This window comes from Streptomyces sp. R21 (assembly GCF_041051975.1).
Taxonomy (GTDB): Bacteria; Actinomycetota; Actinomycetes; order Streptomycetales; family Streptomycetaceae; genus Streptomyces.
In genome coordinates, this window is record NZ_CP163435.1 from 659578 (window position 1) to 675613 (window position 16036).

Genomic DNA, 16036 nt, shown 5'->3' on the forward strand with positions numbered 1-16036 from the left:
GCGGTGCGGTCGCGCGGACGCAGCATCCGACACCTGGAACTCGTCGGGACCATCGTCGCCCGGTACGGCGACCGGACACAGGACCGGAGTGCGCCGTTCCGTACGTGTCGGCCGCGGGGCCCCGGCTGTTTGCGACCATGGCGCAGGTGAAGACCGCGGCACCGAGCCCGCGTTGACTGAGACGGGAGGGCTCGGCACCGCGGCCGGCGGTGCCCGGTATGACGGGACGGACACCGCGTCCAGGGGGCGAGGTGATGTGCGGTGGGTTACTTGGTGTAGCCCGTCACCTTGCCGATCCAGGTGATGAAGTCGGCGGCGTCGATGTTCGACCCGTGGCCCTCGTCCCAGTAGTAGAGGGCGTTGACGTCGTCGCCGAGCTGCTCCAGGCTCGCGGCGAGGTTGGCGACGACCGAGAGCGAGGTGTCGCTGTCCTTGGTGCCGACGCGGATCCACCAGTGCTTCGAGCGGCCCGGGTTGTGCTGCCTGATGAACGGCATCGGGTTCATCAGGTGCAGTTTCTCGGGCAGGTCGCTGTCGAGGCGGGCGCTGCTGCCGCTCTCGTGCCGCAGGCTGTACAGCGTGAAGTGGCGGGCCTGGGTGGTGCCGGTGCCGAACTCGTTGTTCTCGCCCGCGGAGAGGTCGAAGGCGTCGAAGGCGGGCGTGTCCTTCTTCCGCGCCCCGACATGGGTGAGGAAGTCGGCCCAGGTGAAGGTCGCCCTGCCGCCCGACCAGGTGATGAACGTGTTGCTCGCCAGGTACGTCGAACGGTCGGCGTCCGAGAGGGACTTGAGGTAGGTCGTCGCCGATGGCTGGAGGTGGGTCTCCAGCAGGTAGTCGTCGAGGTTGCGCGCGGTGAGGGCGCCGAAGCCCTTGGCCCGGATCTTGAGGGAGGCCTGGTAGTCGGCGAACGCCGTGCTCAGGTCCTTGGAGACGGTCCGGTCGACGAGGGAGCCGGAGCTCAGCTTGTTGCCGCCCCAGTTCCACTCGTACGCCATGTCGGCGTGCTCCAGGTCGGTGATGGGGCACCAGTCGCCGCTGGCGAAGATCGAGTCGCTCGCGTCGGCCGCGCCGAGCTCCTTGAGGTACTTGTCGTAGAGCGGGCTGTCGCCGGACGCGCCGAGCAGGGCGGACAGCGCGCCGCCGGCGCTGGTGCCCGAGGAGACGATGCGGTCGGTGTTGCCGGGGATGCGGCCCTTGTTGAAGCGCACGTAGCGTACGGCGGCCTTCAGGTCCACGATGGCGGCCGGGGCGGTGCCGTAGTAGGTGCCGTCCGCGTCGGTGAGGGTGCGGCCGCGTGCGCCCGGCTCCACGACTACGTATCCCGCCGCGAGGGCGAGCTTGGCGTTGCTGACCATCCCGCCCTGGGCGTTCACCTGAGCGTTGCCGCCGGACGCGACCTCGCCCGTGCCGGTGGATGCCGGGGCACTGGCGGACGCGGCGGCGGATGCGGTGGACGAGGCACTGGCGGAGGCGCTGGTCGAGGCGCTGGGTGCGCCGCCGCCCGCGCCGCCGGGGATGCCGGTCATCCCGGCGGCGCCCACGCCGGTGGCGTCCGCGACGGACGAGGGCATGTAGCCGCCCACCGAGTTGGCGAAGAGGATCGGGGCGTGGGTCGCGTCGACGGTCTTCCCGTCGATCTCGACCGGAACGCTGACGATCAGGCTCTGGTACTTCTCGTCCACCGGGTCGGTGACGTAGGTGGTGGCCTTGTAGAAGTGGTACTTCACCGTCTTGTCGCCGGCGTCCGTGGTGATGGTCGTGGTCAGTTCCGTGTAGGCGTCCTTGTCGAACACCAGGGCGTCCGCGGACGTCGATCCGCTCTCGCCCGAGGCCTGGGCGTTCACGGCGATGCCGCCGATGGCCGCGACGCCCGCCGTCGCGCCGATCCCCATGACGACGGTCCTGCGCTTCACTGCCCTGTGCTTCACGGTTGCCTCTCCCCTGCGCGACTCCGGACCGGCGCGCTTCGCCTGGCCCTCTGATCTTGCACTTGCGAACGTAGGCGGCCCCCTTCTCGATTGTCAACAATTCTGTTGACTCCACAGGACTCCCATAGCCACTCACAGGACACCCCCAACAGGGCCCGCATTGCGGCCACTTGCGGAGTAGGCATTTCACTCACGGGACAGCCCGCCCTCAGGGCCCGCCGCTGTGTTAGTTTCAACCCGTTCCATCAACAGGTTTCCTGATGATGGAACTCGACAATCAACTCGGCAGTCATTCGGCAATCAAGCGGACTCGACCGAACGGAGCCACATGTCCCTCCTGGCCCGGCCCACGGTGGCCTCCTTCGCCGCCAAGGCGATGCAGCGTCTCGCCTTGCTCGCGGACCGACGCCCGGGTGGTCGCGGGTCCGCGGCGTCGTCGCACGCCCGCTTTCCCGAATTCCCCCGCGCTGTCAGCGAGTTGACGATCCCGACCTCAGTCGCCCCGGCCCGGGTCACGGTGTACCGGCCGGAGACGCAAGGACCGCCGCCACCCGTGCACGTGAACTTCCACGGTGGCGGGTACGTCATGCCGCTGACCGAGATCGACGACCCGTTCTGCCGTTTCCTCGCCTCGGAGGCGGGCGTCGTCGTGATCAACGTGGACTACGCCGTCGCCCCGCAGCACCGGTTCCCCGCACCGCCCCGGCAGGCGTACGAGGTCGTCCGATGGGTCGCCGCGCACGGCAAGGAGAACGACTGGGACGGCAGCCGGCTCTCCGTGGGCGGCCAGAGCGCCGGAGGCGGCCTCGCCGCGGCCGTGGCCCGCCAGGCCCTGGAGGAGGGTGGCCCTTCGATCGCGCTCCAGATCCTCCACTATCCCCCGCTCGATCTCGCGACGAGCGCCAAGGACAAGCATGCCGCCATCGCCAAGCCGCTGCTCCGCCCGTGGATGGCCGAGGTCTTCGACTCGTCGTACGTGCCGGACCCCCGGAAGCGGGCCGACCGGCTCGTGTCGCCCGCGCACCCGTCGGACACCGCGGACCTGACGGGCATCGCCCCGGCCCTGGTGGTCACGGCGGAGTACGACCTTCTCAAGGCGGAGGGAGTCCGCTACGCCGAGCGTCTTCGGCAGGCGGGAGCGCTGGTCGAGCACTACGACGTACCGGAGGCGGACCACGGGTACGACGGCAACGACGACGAAAAGGCCCGCCATGTCTATGCCCTGATTGCCCGTCAGGTGCGGCGCGCCGTCAACGCCGGGGCGCCCGACGCCACTTGAGGGAGCCGGGCGCTGCCGTCACTCAGGTCCTGCCAGGACCAGGTCCCTCAATGCCGGAGCTCCGGCAGCTCAACCCGAGGCGTCGAGGACACGTCGCAGAATCAGGCGGTGCCCGCCGTCTCCGTGGCGCCCTTGTCGAACTCGGCGGCGGTGGCGAGGAAGTCGTCGACCATGCGGTGGAAGAGGGTGGCCAGCTGCCGCAGATCCTCGGGCTTCCAGTCGGCCAGGGCCATCTGCATACCGCGGGTACCCGCCTCGCGGATGCGGTCCACGGCGCTCTGCCCGGTGTCCGTCAGCTGGATGCGCTGAGCCCGGCGGTCGTCGGGGTCCGGCACGCGGGTCACATACCCGGACTTCTCCAGTTGCTGCACCTGCCGGGTCACGTGCGAGGCCTCCACACCCAGACGGTTCGCCAGCTCCCCCGGGCGCAACGGCTCCTCGTCGGCGATCTGCCGCAGCAGCGCCACGGCCGCCCGGTCCAGCGGGACCCCGGCCAGCGCCATCAACCGCTCGTGCTGGCGCGCCCGGCTGCCCAGATACGTGACACGGGTCAGGGCCCGCTCGATCTCGGTCACTTCCGGTGATGCGGGACCGGCTCCCAGCGGTGGTGTGGACATACGAACCACTTTACCATCTCGTTGCGTAACTCAAGTAAGTTCATCTCGCGTCACCTGGCCGCGGTGGTGTGGACATGAGCGCCGCACCCTTTGGACCCCGTCAGGAGCGGGAAGTGACCGGCGCCAGCCACAGTCCGACGATCGCGTCGATCAGGCCAGTGGCGGTGTCGTGCCAGTTGGAACGGGGTGTGGGGGTGTTCTCGGCGAGTGCGCGTTCCCGCTCGGCGGACATGTGCACGATCAACTGGCGTGACATGGCGCCGCGTTCGGCGTGCACGTCGGCCGGGAGTTCGGGCAGGCAGCGGTTCAGTCCCTCGATGATCGGCCGGAGTGACGGGGCCGACAGGGACTCCTCGACCATGATCTCCTGGAGTACGGGGTCGGTCATCACCTGGGCGCAGAAGCGCGCGTACCAGGTGGGGCTGCCGAGGGCCGCCAGGTGCTCGGGCACCGGGCGCACCAGACAGTCCACCCAGTCCCGTACGTCCGTGGAGTCGCCCGTCTCCGCAAGCCTGCGCGCACGGATCCGCTCGATCTGCACGGCGTGCTTGCGGACGATCGCGCGGACCAGGTCGGCCTTGGTGCCGAAGTGGTAGCCGACGGCGGTGTTGTTCCCCTGGCCCGCGGCCTCGCTGACCTGACGGTTCGAGACGGCGTACACCCCGTTCTCCGCGAAGAGCCGCTCCGCCGCGGTCAGGATCAGCTCCCTGGTCGCGTTGACCTGCTCCGACCGCACCGTCGTCCTGCCCGCCATGCTCACCACCGCACCGGGACTTCGCGCGCCTGCGAGCGACGGCCAGTCCCTCGAGCCGCCGCACGTCCTCCACCGCACCGGCGGGTTCCAGCGAAGGAAGCCTACGCAACGGCGGGGGCGGCGTCGGCCGGGGCCTGCCGTTGACAGGTGTTCGGGCGGACCCGTACAAAGCAGCGCAGAGGGCCTGTCGACAGGACCCCATGTCGACAGGAACAGGACACGTGACCGTGCAGCAGCTCCCCCTGTCCGGAATCACGGTGGTCAGCCTCGAACAGGCCGTGGCCGCCCCCTACGCCACGCGGCAACTCGCCGATCTCGGCGCCCGCGTGATCAAGGTGGAACGGCCGGGTGAGGGCGACTTCGCCCGCCGTTACGACACGACGGTGCACGGCCACTCCAGCTATTTCGTGTGGCTCAACCGGTCCAAGGAGTCCCTCACGCTGGACCTGAAGGACCCGCGGGGCCGCGAGATCCTGCACCAACTCCTCGACGGCGCCGACGTGTTCCTGCAGAACCTGGCTCCCGGCGCCGCCGACCGCCTCGGCCTGGGCGCCGACGCCCTCACCCGCCGCTACCCGCGGCTGATCCCGTGCACGATCTCCGGCTACGGCACGTCCGGGCCCTGGGCCGACCGCAAGGCGTACGACCTGCTGATGCAGTGCCAGACGGGCTTGGTGTCGCTGACCGGCACCCCCGAGGAGTCGGCCCGGACCGGGATCTCCGTCGCCGACATCGCGGCGGGCATGTACGCCTACAGCGGCGTACTCACCGCCCTGTTCACCCGCGCCACCACCGGCACGGCGCACCCAGTGGAGGTGTCGCTGTTCGAGGCGCTGGCGGAGTGGATGGGCCAGCCCGCGTACTACACGCGGTACGGCGGTCAGCAGCCGCCGCGGCTGGGCACTCAGCACGCCACCATCACCCCGTACGGCACCTACACCGCCGCCGACGGCAGAGACGTGCTGTTCTCCATCCAGAACGAGCGCGAGTGGGCGGCGCTGTGCGCGCACTTCCTCGGCAGGCCGGAGCTGACCGACGACCCGCGCTTCGCCACCGGGTCCGACCGCGTGGCCCACCGTGCCGAACTGAACGTCATCGTCGCCGAGCGGTTCGCGCGCTCCGACGCCGAGGAGATCATGAAGGATCTGGAGGGGATCGGCATCGCCTGCGCCGGCGTCAACACCGTCGCCGAGTTCCTCGACCACCCCGTCCTGGCCGCCCGCGACCGCTGGCGCGAGATCGAGGTGCCCGGCGCGACCGTGCAGGCGCTGATCCCGCCGGCCGACCTGGCGGGTCTGCCCGCGCGCATGGACCCCGTACCGGCCGTCGGCGAACACACCGACGCGATCCTCGCGGAACTCGGCCGAAGCCGCGAGGCCATCGAGGCGCTGCGCGCCGACGCCGTGGTCTGACGCAGCAGGAAGCCGAACACCTAGCCGAGGGCGTTGGCCGCCCAGTGCAGCGCCATCGGGGCGAGCAGGCTGCGGCTGCGGTGGCGCAGGTAGCAGAACGGACAGCCGGACGCCGCGGTGAACAGCACGGCGCCGAGGTCGGCCACGATTCCGGTCGGCACGGTACTGCTGGAGGAGATCGCGTGACCGTGACGAGTACCCGGGCGCAACCTCCGCCCCGCTCAGCGCGCTGGTCCGCTGGTCCGCTGGTCCGCTGGTCCTCGAACAGCCCGCGGGTGAAGGGCAGTACGGCCCGCGCACAGATAGCCGGCCGCGACGATCCCGATGAGGGCGGCAGCCCAGCGAAGGCCACTGCCCAGGGTGTCCCGGGCCAGGCCGATGTCGGCCCAGTGGCCACCGGCCCAGAACATGATGCCGATGAGCACGGCGGAGACAGCGACCGCGGTGGGCAGGATCCACGACGTCGCCCATCGGGCTCGGGGTCAGAAGTCGACGGGCTCGCGGATGAGCGGGCAGGTCATGCAGTGGCCGCCGCCGCGCCCGCGGCCGAGTTCGGCACCGACGATGGTGATGACCTCGACGCCGGCCTTCCGCAGCAGTGTGTTGGTCTGGGCGTTGCGGTCGTGGGTGAAGACCACCCCGGACTCCAGGGCGACGGCGTCGTTGCCGCTGTCCCACTGCTGGCGCTCGGAGGCGTAGACGTCTCCGCCGTTCTCCACCACGCGCAGCCTGGGCAGACCCCGGCGCCTTGGCCACGACGTCCACGAACGGGCGCGCGCCTTCGTCGGTGATCTCGATGCCGGGCGCCTTGTCGCCGGGGCGCAGGGAGAAGGTGTGCACCGCGTCCATGATGGCCGGATAGAGCGTCACCAGGTCGCGGTCGGCGAAGGTGAGGACGGTGTCGAGGTACATCGCGGAGCGCAGCTTCGGCATGCCGGCGCGGGCATCAGCATGCCGGTGCCCGCGATCACCCAGGCGATGAGCGCGCCGGCGACGCCGGTCTCCTGGGCGAAGCGACGCGGCAGGCAGAACACGCTCCCGCCCACCATGGAGCCGACGACCATCGCGGTCAGCGTCGGCAGGGTCAGCTTGGCCGCGACCGACGCAGCGCTGGAGCTCTCGGCGGTCTCGGCCTGGCTCATGCTTCACCTGCTCGGTGCGATCCGGCGGGGCGGTTGCTGCCTGGGCGCCCAAGGTCGTCGAGGGCAACGATGAACAGTGACACCTTCCGGCATTTCATGACGTACTGCACTTCTTGTCACTCGCTGGCAGATGCCGTCCGAGAGCGCGCCCTGCCCCGCGATGCGACCTGGAGTGGCCCACTCACCTACCGGCATGCAGGATATGTCTGGTCAAAAGGTGTCAATCTGCGCACCTGACCGCTTCTGTATCCAGGAGGACGCCTTGTCGGAACTCATCGTGATCGGCTACGACGACCCGGACGTCGCCAACAACGCCTACGAGGCCGTCCAGGGGCTGCAGAAGGACTTCGTGGTCAACCTGAGCGGACTCGCCCTCGTCTCGGTCGACCAGGAGGGCAAGACGCACGTCGACACCCCGAACCGGCTCGTCGGCGTCTCGGCCGCGTCAGGGGCTCTCTGGGGCACGGTCTTCGGCCTGCTCTTCCTGGTGCCCGGCCTCGGGCTGCTCGCGGGCGCCGCGTTCGGCGGACTGTTCGGCAAACTCGCCAAGTCGGGAATCGACGACCAGTTCCGCGACCAGGTCCAGGCGCTTCTCAAGCCTGGTTCGGCGGCCGTCGTGGTCATGGCTTCGAAGATCACCGAGGACAAGTTCGCCGCCGCCATGCAGCCGTTCGGCGGCACCGTGCTGAAGACGTCGCTCACGGACGAGGACGAGAAGGAACTCGCCGAGCACCTCGCCGGCCAGGCCGGCTGAGGCGGCGTAGCGCCCTCCCCGTCCGCCCTCCGTGGCCCCGCGGCCGCAACCACTGCCCGACAGGAACGACAAGAACGATAAGAACGACAAATGCGACAGGAAAAGGAAGGTATGCCATGAGCGTTGTCGGACCCGGGAGGAAAAGACCGCGGCGCCGGCACCCGGTCACGTTCGCGATCGCCGGGCTCGTCACGGCGGTGCTGGGCGCGGCCTCCCTCGTGTCGTGCAGTACGGACAGCGGCAGCGACAGCGGTTCGTCGTTCACTCCGACTCCGACCGGGCCCGACACCGCGTCGTTCTCCGGTACCTCGCCCTCCGCGCTCGCGTCGATCGGCGCGTCCGTGAAGGAGTCCGTCAAGGCGGCGGCCTCGGCCGCGGCATCCTCGGCCTCGGCCGCCGCCTCGGCCTTCGAGGCCTCGGTCTCGGCCGATGTCGAACGCGCCAACGCGGCCGCGCGGAAAGAACTCGCGGGCGTCGACGGCAAGGGCAACGCGACGTCCGAGGTCGCGCTGACCGGCAAACCGCGGTCCCAGACGGGCGGTCTGCTCGTGCTCGTCGTGAACATCACCAACAAGACGGACAAGACCGCGTCGTACGCGGTGCAGGTCGACTTCCGCGATCCCGACGGCAAGATCGCCGAGACCCGCTACGTCGGCGCGCAGGACCTGAAACCCGGCGGGAAGGCCCAGCCGCTGGCCATCAGCCGGAAGCCCGCCGAGCCGCAGCTGACCGCCGAGATCGCCAAGGCCCAGCGGTACTGAGCGAGATGCCACCACCGGCTTGCGTCAAGGACTGGGCGCGCCGCCATGCTGGCCCCAACCGGGTCGTCCGGCGTGCCCCTTCCTGGGGCGGGACCGCGATGGCGACCGCCTTTACTGCCTGTCCCTGACCCCGTCGCTGCTGCCGCGCGCCTGGTGGCTGCAAGGCCTCACCGCCGGCGTGACGGCCGCGGTCGGGTACGCCGTGGGCGCCGTACTGGAGGCCGCGACGAGGGCTCTGGCCCGGCGAACCGGCACCCACCTGGCCCGGGCGGGCGGCGGTTCCTGCGGCCCACGCTCGGCGCTCTCGCCGCCCGACTGGCTGGACCGGCCACCAGCCCCCGACGTCTCCCCCGCCATGCGCTGGTACCCGCTGGTCACCTTCTGGCAGGTCGCCTGCGACCTCGCCGGCCTCGACGGCGTCCCTGACGGGTACGGGCACCGCTACGGGGCGATGCCCACCAGCGCCTGGGCGCGGATCACCCGGCCGCCCGGCTGGACCGGCACGGACACCGGGCGCCTGGCACGGACATCTCGCCGCTCAGTAGCGTCGTCGTATCCGTCGAGCCCGCGTCCTCGTCCTTCGCCTCTCCGACAGGACAGACGTCACCACAGCGAGCAATGGCTCAATTCTCGCCCACCGCACATCAGTTGACGGCGCCCCAGACCGACGACCGACTGATCCGAACGAGACTGCCCGGCCCACTTCAGTCCATCTAGGATCAGCGCGTGCAGCTGGAGAACGGGGGCAAGGGTGTCTGAGGAGTTGGCAGGGCAGCTACGGCAGCTGCGCGACCTGACCGGACGAAGTCTGCGGGAGCTGGCCCGTGACGTCCGCGGCAGCAGCTCCTCACTGTCGCGCTACTTCTCCGGCCAGGCCGTTCCACCCTGGCCGACGGTGGTTGCGCTGTGCAAGGCAGCCGGTCGTGACCCCAGGGCGATGCGTGAGGTGTGGGAGCGGGCCAAGGACGAGCCCCAGACGAGCACCGCCGCCACCGCGCCGGTCCGCAACGACCTGCCACACGACGTCACCGCCTTCACCGGGCGCCGGGCGGAGCTGGCCGCCTTCCTCGGCGCCGCGCGGAACACGACGATGGTGGCGATCGACGGCATGGGCGGGGTGGGCAAGACCGCTCTGGCCGTACACGGCGCGCATCTGCTGACCGCCGACTTCCCCGGTGGCCGGCTCTACCTGGACCTGCACGGGTTCACTCCGGGCCGGGAGCCGGTCGAACCCACGGAGGCACTGCGTGTGCTGCTGGCCGCGCTCGGGATGCCGCCCGGCAGGATTCCCGACGGGATCGCCGAGCGGGCCGCGCTCTGGCGGTCGGAGCTGGCGACGCGGCGCGCGATCGTGCTGCTGGACAACGCCGCCGACGCCGATCACGTGCGTGAGCTGCTCCCCGGGGCCGGCCAGAGCTTCGTCGTGATCACCAGCCGTCGGCGGATGGTGGAGCTGGACGGCGTCCAGCCGATCTCGCTGGACGTCCTGTCGACCCGGGAGGCGGCGGAGCTGTTCGTCGAATCGGCGGGCGGGGCTCGTCCTGGTGATGTCGGCGAGGTGCTGCGCCGATGCGGGAACCTGCCGCTGGCCATCCGGGTGGCCGCCGCGCGCCTGCGGCACCGGCCCGCATGGACGCTCGACACCCTGGTGGAACGGCTGCGCGAGGGCGAGCTGGCGCTGTCCGACGTGTTCGAGATGTCGCTGCGGCAGCTCGACTCCGCCCAGCGGCGGATGTTCGGGCTGCTGGGGCTGGTACCGGGCGAGGACATCGACACGTACGGCGCGGCGGCCCTGGCCGGGATCCCGCCGGCCAACGCCCGTTCCCTGCTGGAGGACCTGGTCGACGTCCATCTGCTGCAGGAGCCGGCGGCGGGCCGTTACCGGATGCACGACCTGCTGCGGCAGGCCGCCCGTGCCGAGGATGCCGCGGCGGACCCCGGACCGGCGATCGCCCGCCTTGCCGACTACTACCTGAGTGGCATGCTTGCCGCGACAGAGGTGGTCGAACTCGTCGTCGTCCCCGTGCCGGTCATCGTGTCGCAGCGGCCCCCCGCGCTTCCCGACTTCTCCCATGACGGAGCCCTCGACTGGCTGGACACCGAATGGGCCAACATCACCGCGGCGTTCTCGCTCGCCGTGGAGCTGCGCATCGACTCATCGGCGGTCGGGCTCGGCCAGTTCGCTTTCGTGATCTCCCTCGGGCGGCGCGGTGGCATGGCGCAGGTGTGCCACGGGCTCGAAGTCAGCATGCCCGCCGCCGAAGCGCTCGGCGAGCGCCGGGTGCTCGCCTCTCACCGGTACTTGCTGGGCGCCGCGCTGCTGCGGGTGGGCCGGCTGGAAGAGGCGGTGCCGGAGCTCGAGGCGGCCCGCGTGCTGATGGCCGCGGAGGACGACATCATCGGCCAGGTCCTGGCCATGGAACAGCTGGCGGAGGTCCGCCTGTACGCCGCTGACGCCAAAGGCGCCATCGAACTCCTGCGCCAGGCGACCGGTCTGGTGCCACCCCGCGAGGCCGCCGTCCGCGTGTACATAGGCGTACGCCTCGGGCGGGCACTGGTGCTGCTGGGAGAGCACGGCGAGGCTCGCGAGGTCGTCTCGGCCCTGCTCGGGACCGCGCGCGAGCTGGACCGGCAGAAGCAGCGGATGTGCCTGGACGTGCTCGGCCGGGCGGCACTCGGCCTGGGTGACGCCCGGACCGCCCTCGACCTGGCCGAGCAGGCCGTCGCGATCAATCGGGAGACACGCCATCCGGTCTTCGAGGCCATCAGCTGCACGGACGTCGCCGTGGCCCTGCGCCACCTCGGGGCCACCGAGGAGGCGACGGCCATGCACGCCGAGGCGATGCTGATTCTCGAAGAGGCCGGTGAGCCGCATCGGATGGTGCGCAGCTGCCTCCCGTACGCGGAGGCATGCCTGGCCACCGGCGACCGCGAAGCCGCCGCGCGGCACTTCCGGGCGGCGCTGGAGATCGCCACCGCGCACGGCGTCAACTACCTGGTGTCGGCGGCGCGTACGGGTCTGGCCCGGGTGTCCTGAACCTGTCCCAGGAGTTGCCCAAGTGTCCCGTCCCGTCCCGGAACACCTGAGAAGGCGACCGTCGGCGGACGTGACAGCGCAGGTCAGCCGGGTACCGGCGGGATGTCGTCCGTCCCGGAAGACGTGGCATGGGTTGTCCCGGACAGGCCGCCGCGCCGAGGCTCTCCGCCATGCACACAACGCCTTCCCTGCTCACCGAACTGGACGCGCTGCCCGCCCGGTGGGAAGTGCGAGGGACTCTCGCCGCACCCGTCGCAGCAGTCGCCGCGCTCCTGCTCGCCGTCGCCGAGGGGCGGGTCGGCGATGACAACTTGCTGGTGCTGGCCAGGGCTTCGGCTGCTCGACAGGGAGCGATGACCGTCGTGGCCGGGTCCGGCGCCGACGGCTACCGCGCCGAGCTTGCCGGACCGGTGGAACCGGTGGAGATCCAGGTGGACCGGGTCGGGTCCAGGCTGGCGGTGCAGAGCTGGTACGCCGGAGTGCACGCCGTCACCGCCTTTCCCGAAGGTGCCCTGGTGACCCATCGCGTCCACCGGGTTCTCCCCGACCATCCGGGGTTCGCGCCCGGGATCGCGGAGCTCGGCCTGCGAGCCCGCATGTCACGCGATCTTGAGCAAGTGCTGGGAGTGATCGCCGACCGGCTCGGCTGCTGACAATCCGCTCCGGCCTCAAGGTCGGTCGCCTGAGCGGGAGATCCCCTCGGGCGAACCGGTCTGAGCAATTCAGATGCCCCGGGCGCGAACAGGACCACTTTCCCGCATTCCCGCATTCCCGCATTCCCGCATTCACCTTCCGTGCGTTCAATCAAAGGAGCACACATGCCCACCGCCCTCGCGGACCACCGCAACGCCTTCTCCAAGACAGGGCTCCAACGCGTGCGCGACGTACTGGCACGGCATGTCGAGTCCGGGAAGATTCCTGGACTCGTCGCGCTGTTCAGCCGGGGCGACGAGACGCATGTCGAAGCGTTCGGGACGATGCGCCATGACGGTGGCGCACCGATGCGCCGGGACACGATCTTCCGGATGGCCTCGACGTCCAAGCCTGTCGCGGCCTCGGCGGCGATGGTCCTGCTTGACGAGTGCAGGCTGCGGCTGGACGACCCGGTGCAGGAGTGGCTGCCCGAACTCGCCGACCGGCAGGTACTGAAGCGGATCGACGGCCCGCTGGACGACACCGTGCCGGCGCGACGGCCGATCACCGTGCGGGACGTGCTGACCTCCACGTTCGGGCTCGGCATGGATATGACGTCGCTGGGCACCCCGATCATGGGTGTGATCTTCGAGCGCGGGCTCACGCCCAATCTGCCGGAGCCGATGCCCGGGCCGGACGAGTGGATGCGCCGCCTGGGTGAGCTTCCGCTGATGCACCAGCCCGGCGAACGCTGGCAGTACCACATCGCCAGCGATCTGCTCGGCGTGCTCGTCGCCAGGGTCACGGGCCAGTCGTACGAAGCGTTCCTGCGTGAGCGTATCTTCGACCCGCTGGGGATGAAGGACACCGGTTTCCACGTGCCGGCCGACAAGATGGACCGGCTGCCGCCGCTGTACGCTCCCGACCCGCAGACCGGAGAGTTCCAGGTGTGGGACGAGGCCGAAGGGGGACGCCACAGCGCGCCTCCGGCGTTCCAGGGTGGCGGCGGCGGACTGAACTCCACCGCCGACGACTACCACGCCTACTTCCGGATGCTGCTCAACGGCGGGATGCACGGCGGCGAACGGATCCTGTCCCGGGCCGCCGTCGAGCTGATGACCACCAACCGCCTCACGCCCGAGCAGCAAGCCGCCCGACACGAATTGGCCACCAACAACGTCCATATCTCCTTCGGCCAAGGCCAGCACGGCGGCTGGGGCTTCGGGATGGCGGTACGTACCTACCGCGGTGACTACGCGCCCATCGGCCAGTTCGGCTGGGACGGGGGAAGCGGCGCCTCGACGTACGCCGACCCCCACAACCAACTCACCGGAGTCCTGCTCACCCAGGTCGGTGCGTCCGTCCCGGATCCGGTGCGGCTCATGCACGACTTCTGGACCACGCTCTACCAGGCCCTCGACGACTGACACCGAGCCTGCGTCCCGGTCCCGGTAGGCGCCGCCCTCGACCTGCGACACCATCGGTCAGCCCCAGTGCGGCCGAACCGCCGATGTTTCCGCGAGGTCTGCTTCTGGCTCTGGCTCTGGCCCTGGCCCTGGCCCTGTCAGCCAAGGTCGGGATCGACGAAGGCGAGAGATCCCCTCGGACGATCCCGACCTGAGCGACCCGGATATCCCGCGCACCACAGGACCGCATTCCGCATTCCGCATTCCGCGTTCTCGCATTCCCGGATCCACCATCCGCCCGTTCAGCCAAGGGAGCACACCGCCATGTCCATCACCCTTTCCGACCAGGACAAGAACACCCTGCGGACCGCCGCGTACGGCGCCATCTCGCTGCTGGCCGCCGCTGACGCCACCGGATCACCGCACAAGATCGCCACTGCGGGCTCCATCGCCTTGTCCTCCGCGACGGGCCTGGTCGGGCACGTGCTCGCCGAGAAGCAGCGGGGCGCGGACCTGAACGGCACGTCCGTAGCCGCAATCGCCGACCAGGTGCTGCCGGCCCTGACGCAGACGATGGGCCTGCTCGAGAAGGCCGACCCGACGGAGGCCGGCAACTTCCGCAGCACGGTCCTGGTCGCCGTCGAAACGGCCGTCCGAGCCCGCAAGGGTGAGCCCAGCCCCATCCTGACCGACATGACCAGCAAGATCACCGCGGCCCTCGACGCCGCCGGGGTGGCCACCGCAAACAGCAGGCCGGCTCGCTGAGCTCTGCGACCCGTCCACCTGCGTGGACGCCGGGCCGAGCAGGCACAACCGGTCGACGATCCCGTCGGGGACGACGTCGGCCGAAGGGTTGCCTGCTCGGCTTTGGCGTACGTGATCGCGGACCGGGCCGGGATCGTGGCCCCGAACGCGCGGGGCAAGGTCACGCCCGCACCCCGGCGTCCGCGCGTCAACGCGCGCCCGTCACCTGGGAACCGCAGTACGCCTGGGTCGACAAAACCCGCCTCCCACCCACTGCGTTCCTGCCTGGAACCCGCATCCGCGCACGGGCGCACCGCTCCTCGTACTCGACCGAACAGCCGGACGGCACCCGCGAGTCGGGACCCGGCGGCATCAGCTCCGCAGGGAGCGGCGCCGCCTTCCTGAGGCGGCGGTGGTCATGAGGACTCGCGCACCACCAGGCGGCACGGGACGGTGTGCACGCCCGGGGCCGGGCCGTCGTCGATGGCCTCCAACAGCTTCAGCGCGGCGATGCGGCCGATCTCCATGAGGTCCATGTCGATCGTGGTGAGGGGCGGACGACACGCGAGGGCCATCGTGTCCCAGTTGTCGTAGCCGACGATCGCGATGTCCCCGGGGACGTCGCGGCCACGCTCGCGCAGGGTGTCCGCCACTCCCCGGGCGATCTGGTCGTTGCCGCAGAAGATGGCGTCCGTGTCCCGTGCCGTACGCAGGATCGCGTCGGCGGCCCGTCGTCCCCATGCCTCGCTCCACTCACCGAAGTGGACCCGGCCGGTGGCGAGTTCGAGCGAGGAGCGCTCCAGCGCGTCGACGGCGTGCCGGGCGCGGTCGCGTGCGGCGGCGTGGTGTTCGGGGCCGGTGACATGGGCGATGCGGGTGCGGCCGGTCGACAGGAGGTGCTCGATCGCGAGGTGGGCGCCGCGGTCGTCCGAGACCACCGAGGTGTCGGCCGGGTCGGTGGAGGGCGACAGCGCGTAGACGGTGGGCATGGGCTCGATGCCCTTGAGCGGAGGGCGCGCGTCGGTCCGGCGGCCGGTGACGATGATGCCGTCCACCCGGCGGTCCACCAGGTTCTGAAGGTGGTGCTGCTCGCGGATGGTGTCGCCCCGGGTGTCGCACAGCAGCACGGAGATCTTCCCGGCGCCGAGCGCGTCCTCCGCGCCGAGCAGGACGGGCGTGCTGAAGCGGCCGATGCCGTCCGTCGTCATCAGGCCGACCGTCCAGCTGCGGCCGGTGTGCAGGTTCTGCGCCTGCTGGTTGGGGCGGAACCCGAGCCTCTCCACGGCGTCCAGCACCCGCTGCCGGGTCTCGGGCCGCATCCGCCCGCCGCCGTTCAGCGCCTTCGAGGCCGTGCCCACGCTGACGCCCGCCAGCGCGGCGACGTCCGCGAGCTTGGCCCGGCCGGCGGAAGGAGAACCTGGAGCAACGGTCACGAGCAATCCTTTTCCCTGACGTCGTCCTTGACGTCGCTGTCGACGGTAACGATCTCCCCATGGTTGCAGCCACCATCCCCGAGTTCCAGCCCTTGAGTAACGGAAAAATATTGCTGCGCACCCCTTGACCCGGCTC

At 70.5% G+C, this 16036-nt stretch carries 14 protein-coding genes and 2 pseudogenes; 9 read left to right on the forward strand and 7 right to left on the reverse strand.

Features of this window, described 5'->3' with window-relative positions; all coding sequences use genetic code 11:
• Positions 1–266 precede the first annotated feature (266 nt).
• Positions 267–1892: a subtype B tannase gene (locus AB5J56_RS03180; protein WP_369242331.1), complete on the reverse strand. Its 1626-nt coding sequence runs from the start codon at positions 1890–1892 to the stop codon at positions 267–269.
• A gap of 364 nt (positions 1893–2256) precedes the next feature.
• Here AB5J56_RS03180 and AB5J56_RS03185 point away from each other — a divergent pair, with 364 nt between their 5' ends.
• Entirely contained in the window at positions 2257–3207 is a 951-nt protein-coding gene (locus AB5J56_RS03185) for an alpha/beta hydrolase (protein WP_369229781.1), read from the forward strand.
• Between the two features lie 101 nt (positions 3208–3308).
• Here AB5J56_RS03185 and AB5J56_RS03190 read toward each other — a convergent pair whose 3' ends face one another.
• Positions 3309–3824, reverse strand: coding sequence for a MarR family winged helix-turn-helix transcriptional regulator (locus AB5J56_RS03190; RefSeq protein ID WP_369229783.1), 516 nt, complete (start codon positions 3822–3824; stop codon positions 3309–3311).
• A 100-nt stretch (positions 3825–3924) separates the two neighbouring features.
• Entirely contained in the window at positions 3925–4578 is a 654-nt protein-coding gene (locus AB5J56_RS03195; protein ID WP_369229785.1) for a TetR/AcrR family transcriptional regulator, read from the reverse strand.
• Between the two features lie 221 nt (positions 4579–4799).
• On the opposite strand from AB5J56_RS03195, the gene AB5J56_RS03200 reads away from it, so the two are divergent.
• The gene (locus tag AB5J56_RS03200) at positions 4800–5990 is read left to right on the forward strand and encodes a CaiB/BaiF CoA transferase family protein (RefSeq protein ID WP_369229787.1); all 1191 of its coding nucleotides are present in this window, start codon (positions 4800–4802) and stop codon (positions 5988–5990) included.
• Between the two features lie 20 nt (positions 5991–6010).
• On the opposite strand, the gene AB5J56_RS03205 is transcribed toward AB5J56_RS03200, so the two are convergent.
• The 3 genes and pseudogenes from AB5J56_RS03205 to AB5J56_RS03215 all read right to left on the reverse strand — a co-directional run.
• Positions 6011–6151 (reverse strand): CPBP family glutamic-type intramembrane protease, encoded by a 141-nt coding sequence (locus AB5J56_RS03205; protein WP_369229789.1) that lies wholly within the window; start codon positions 6149–6151, stop codon positions 6011–6013.
• A 321-nt stretch (positions 6152–6472) separates the two neighbouring features.
• Positions 6473–6929, reverse strand: a pseudogene (locus AB5J56_RS03210) (arginine deiminase family protein); the annotation flags it as partial.
• A pseudogene (locus tag AB5J56_RS03215) lies at positions 6929–7132 on the reverse strand (arginine-ornithine antiporter); the annotation flags it as partial. The pseudogenes AB5J56_RS03215 and AB5J56_RS03210, both read right to left, overlap by 1 nt.
• Before the next feature lie 262 nt (positions 7133–7394).
• On the opposite strand from AB5J56_RS03215, the gene AB5J56_RS03220 reads away from it, so the two are divergent.
• The 7 genes from AB5J56_RS03220 (at position 7395) to AB5J56_RS03250 (ending at position 14488) form a co-directional block, all read left to right on the forward strand.
• On the forward strand, positions 7395–7886 hold the full coding sequence (locus tag AB5J56_RS03220; protein ID WP_369229791.1) for a DUF1269 domain-containing protein: 492 nt from the start codon (positions 7395–7397) through the stop codon (positions 7884–7886).
• Between the two features lie 116 nt (positions 7887–8002).
• Complete coding sequence (locus AB5J56_RS03225) at positions 8003–8647, forward strand: hypothetical protein (RefSeq protein WP_369229793.1); 645 nt, start codon at positions 8003–8005, stop codon at positions 8645–8647.
• 19 nt (positions 8648–8666) lie between these two features.
• A complete protein-coding gene (locus tag AB5J56_RS03230) occupies positions 8667–9299 on the forward strand; it encodes an alpha/beta-hydrolase family protein (protein WP_369229795.1) in 633 nt (210 codons plus the stop codon).
• Between the two features lie 99 nt (positions 9300–9398).
• On the forward strand, positions 9399–11684 hold the full coding sequence (locus AB5J56_RS03235) for a helix-turn-helix domain-containing protein (RefSeq protein WP_369229797.1): 2286 nt from the start codon (positions 9399–9401) through the stop codon (positions 11682–11684).
• Between the two features lie 170 nt (positions 11685–11854).
• Entirely contained in the window at positions 11855–12337 is a 483-nt protein-coding gene (locus AB5J56_RS03240) for a hypothetical protein (RefSeq protein ID WP_369229798.1), read from the forward strand.
• 165 nt (positions 12338–12502) lie between these two features.
• Positions 12503–13744: a serine hydrolase domain-containing protein gene (locus AB5J56_RS03245; RefSeq protein WP_369229800.1), complete on the forward strand. Its 1242-nt coding sequence runs from the start codon at positions 12503–12505 to the stop codon at positions 13742–13744.
• A 303-nt stretch (positions 13745–14047) separates the two neighbouring features.
• Entirely contained in the window at positions 14048–14488 is a 441-nt protein-coding gene (locus tag AB5J56_RS03250; RefSeq protein WP_369229802.1) for a hypothetical protein, read from the forward strand.
• A gap of 395 nt (positions 14489–14883) precedes the next feature.
• Here AB5J56_RS03250 and AB5J56_RS03255 read toward each other — a convergent pair whose 3' ends face one another.
• Positions 14884–15900 carry a LacI family DNA-binding transcriptional regulator gene (locus AB5J56_RS03255; protein WP_369229804.1) on the reverse strand — a complete coding sequence of 339 codons (1017 nt, stop codon included), beginning with the start codon at positions 15898–15900 and terminating at the stop codon, positions 14884–14886.
• Positions 15901–16036 lie beyond the last annotated feature (136 nt).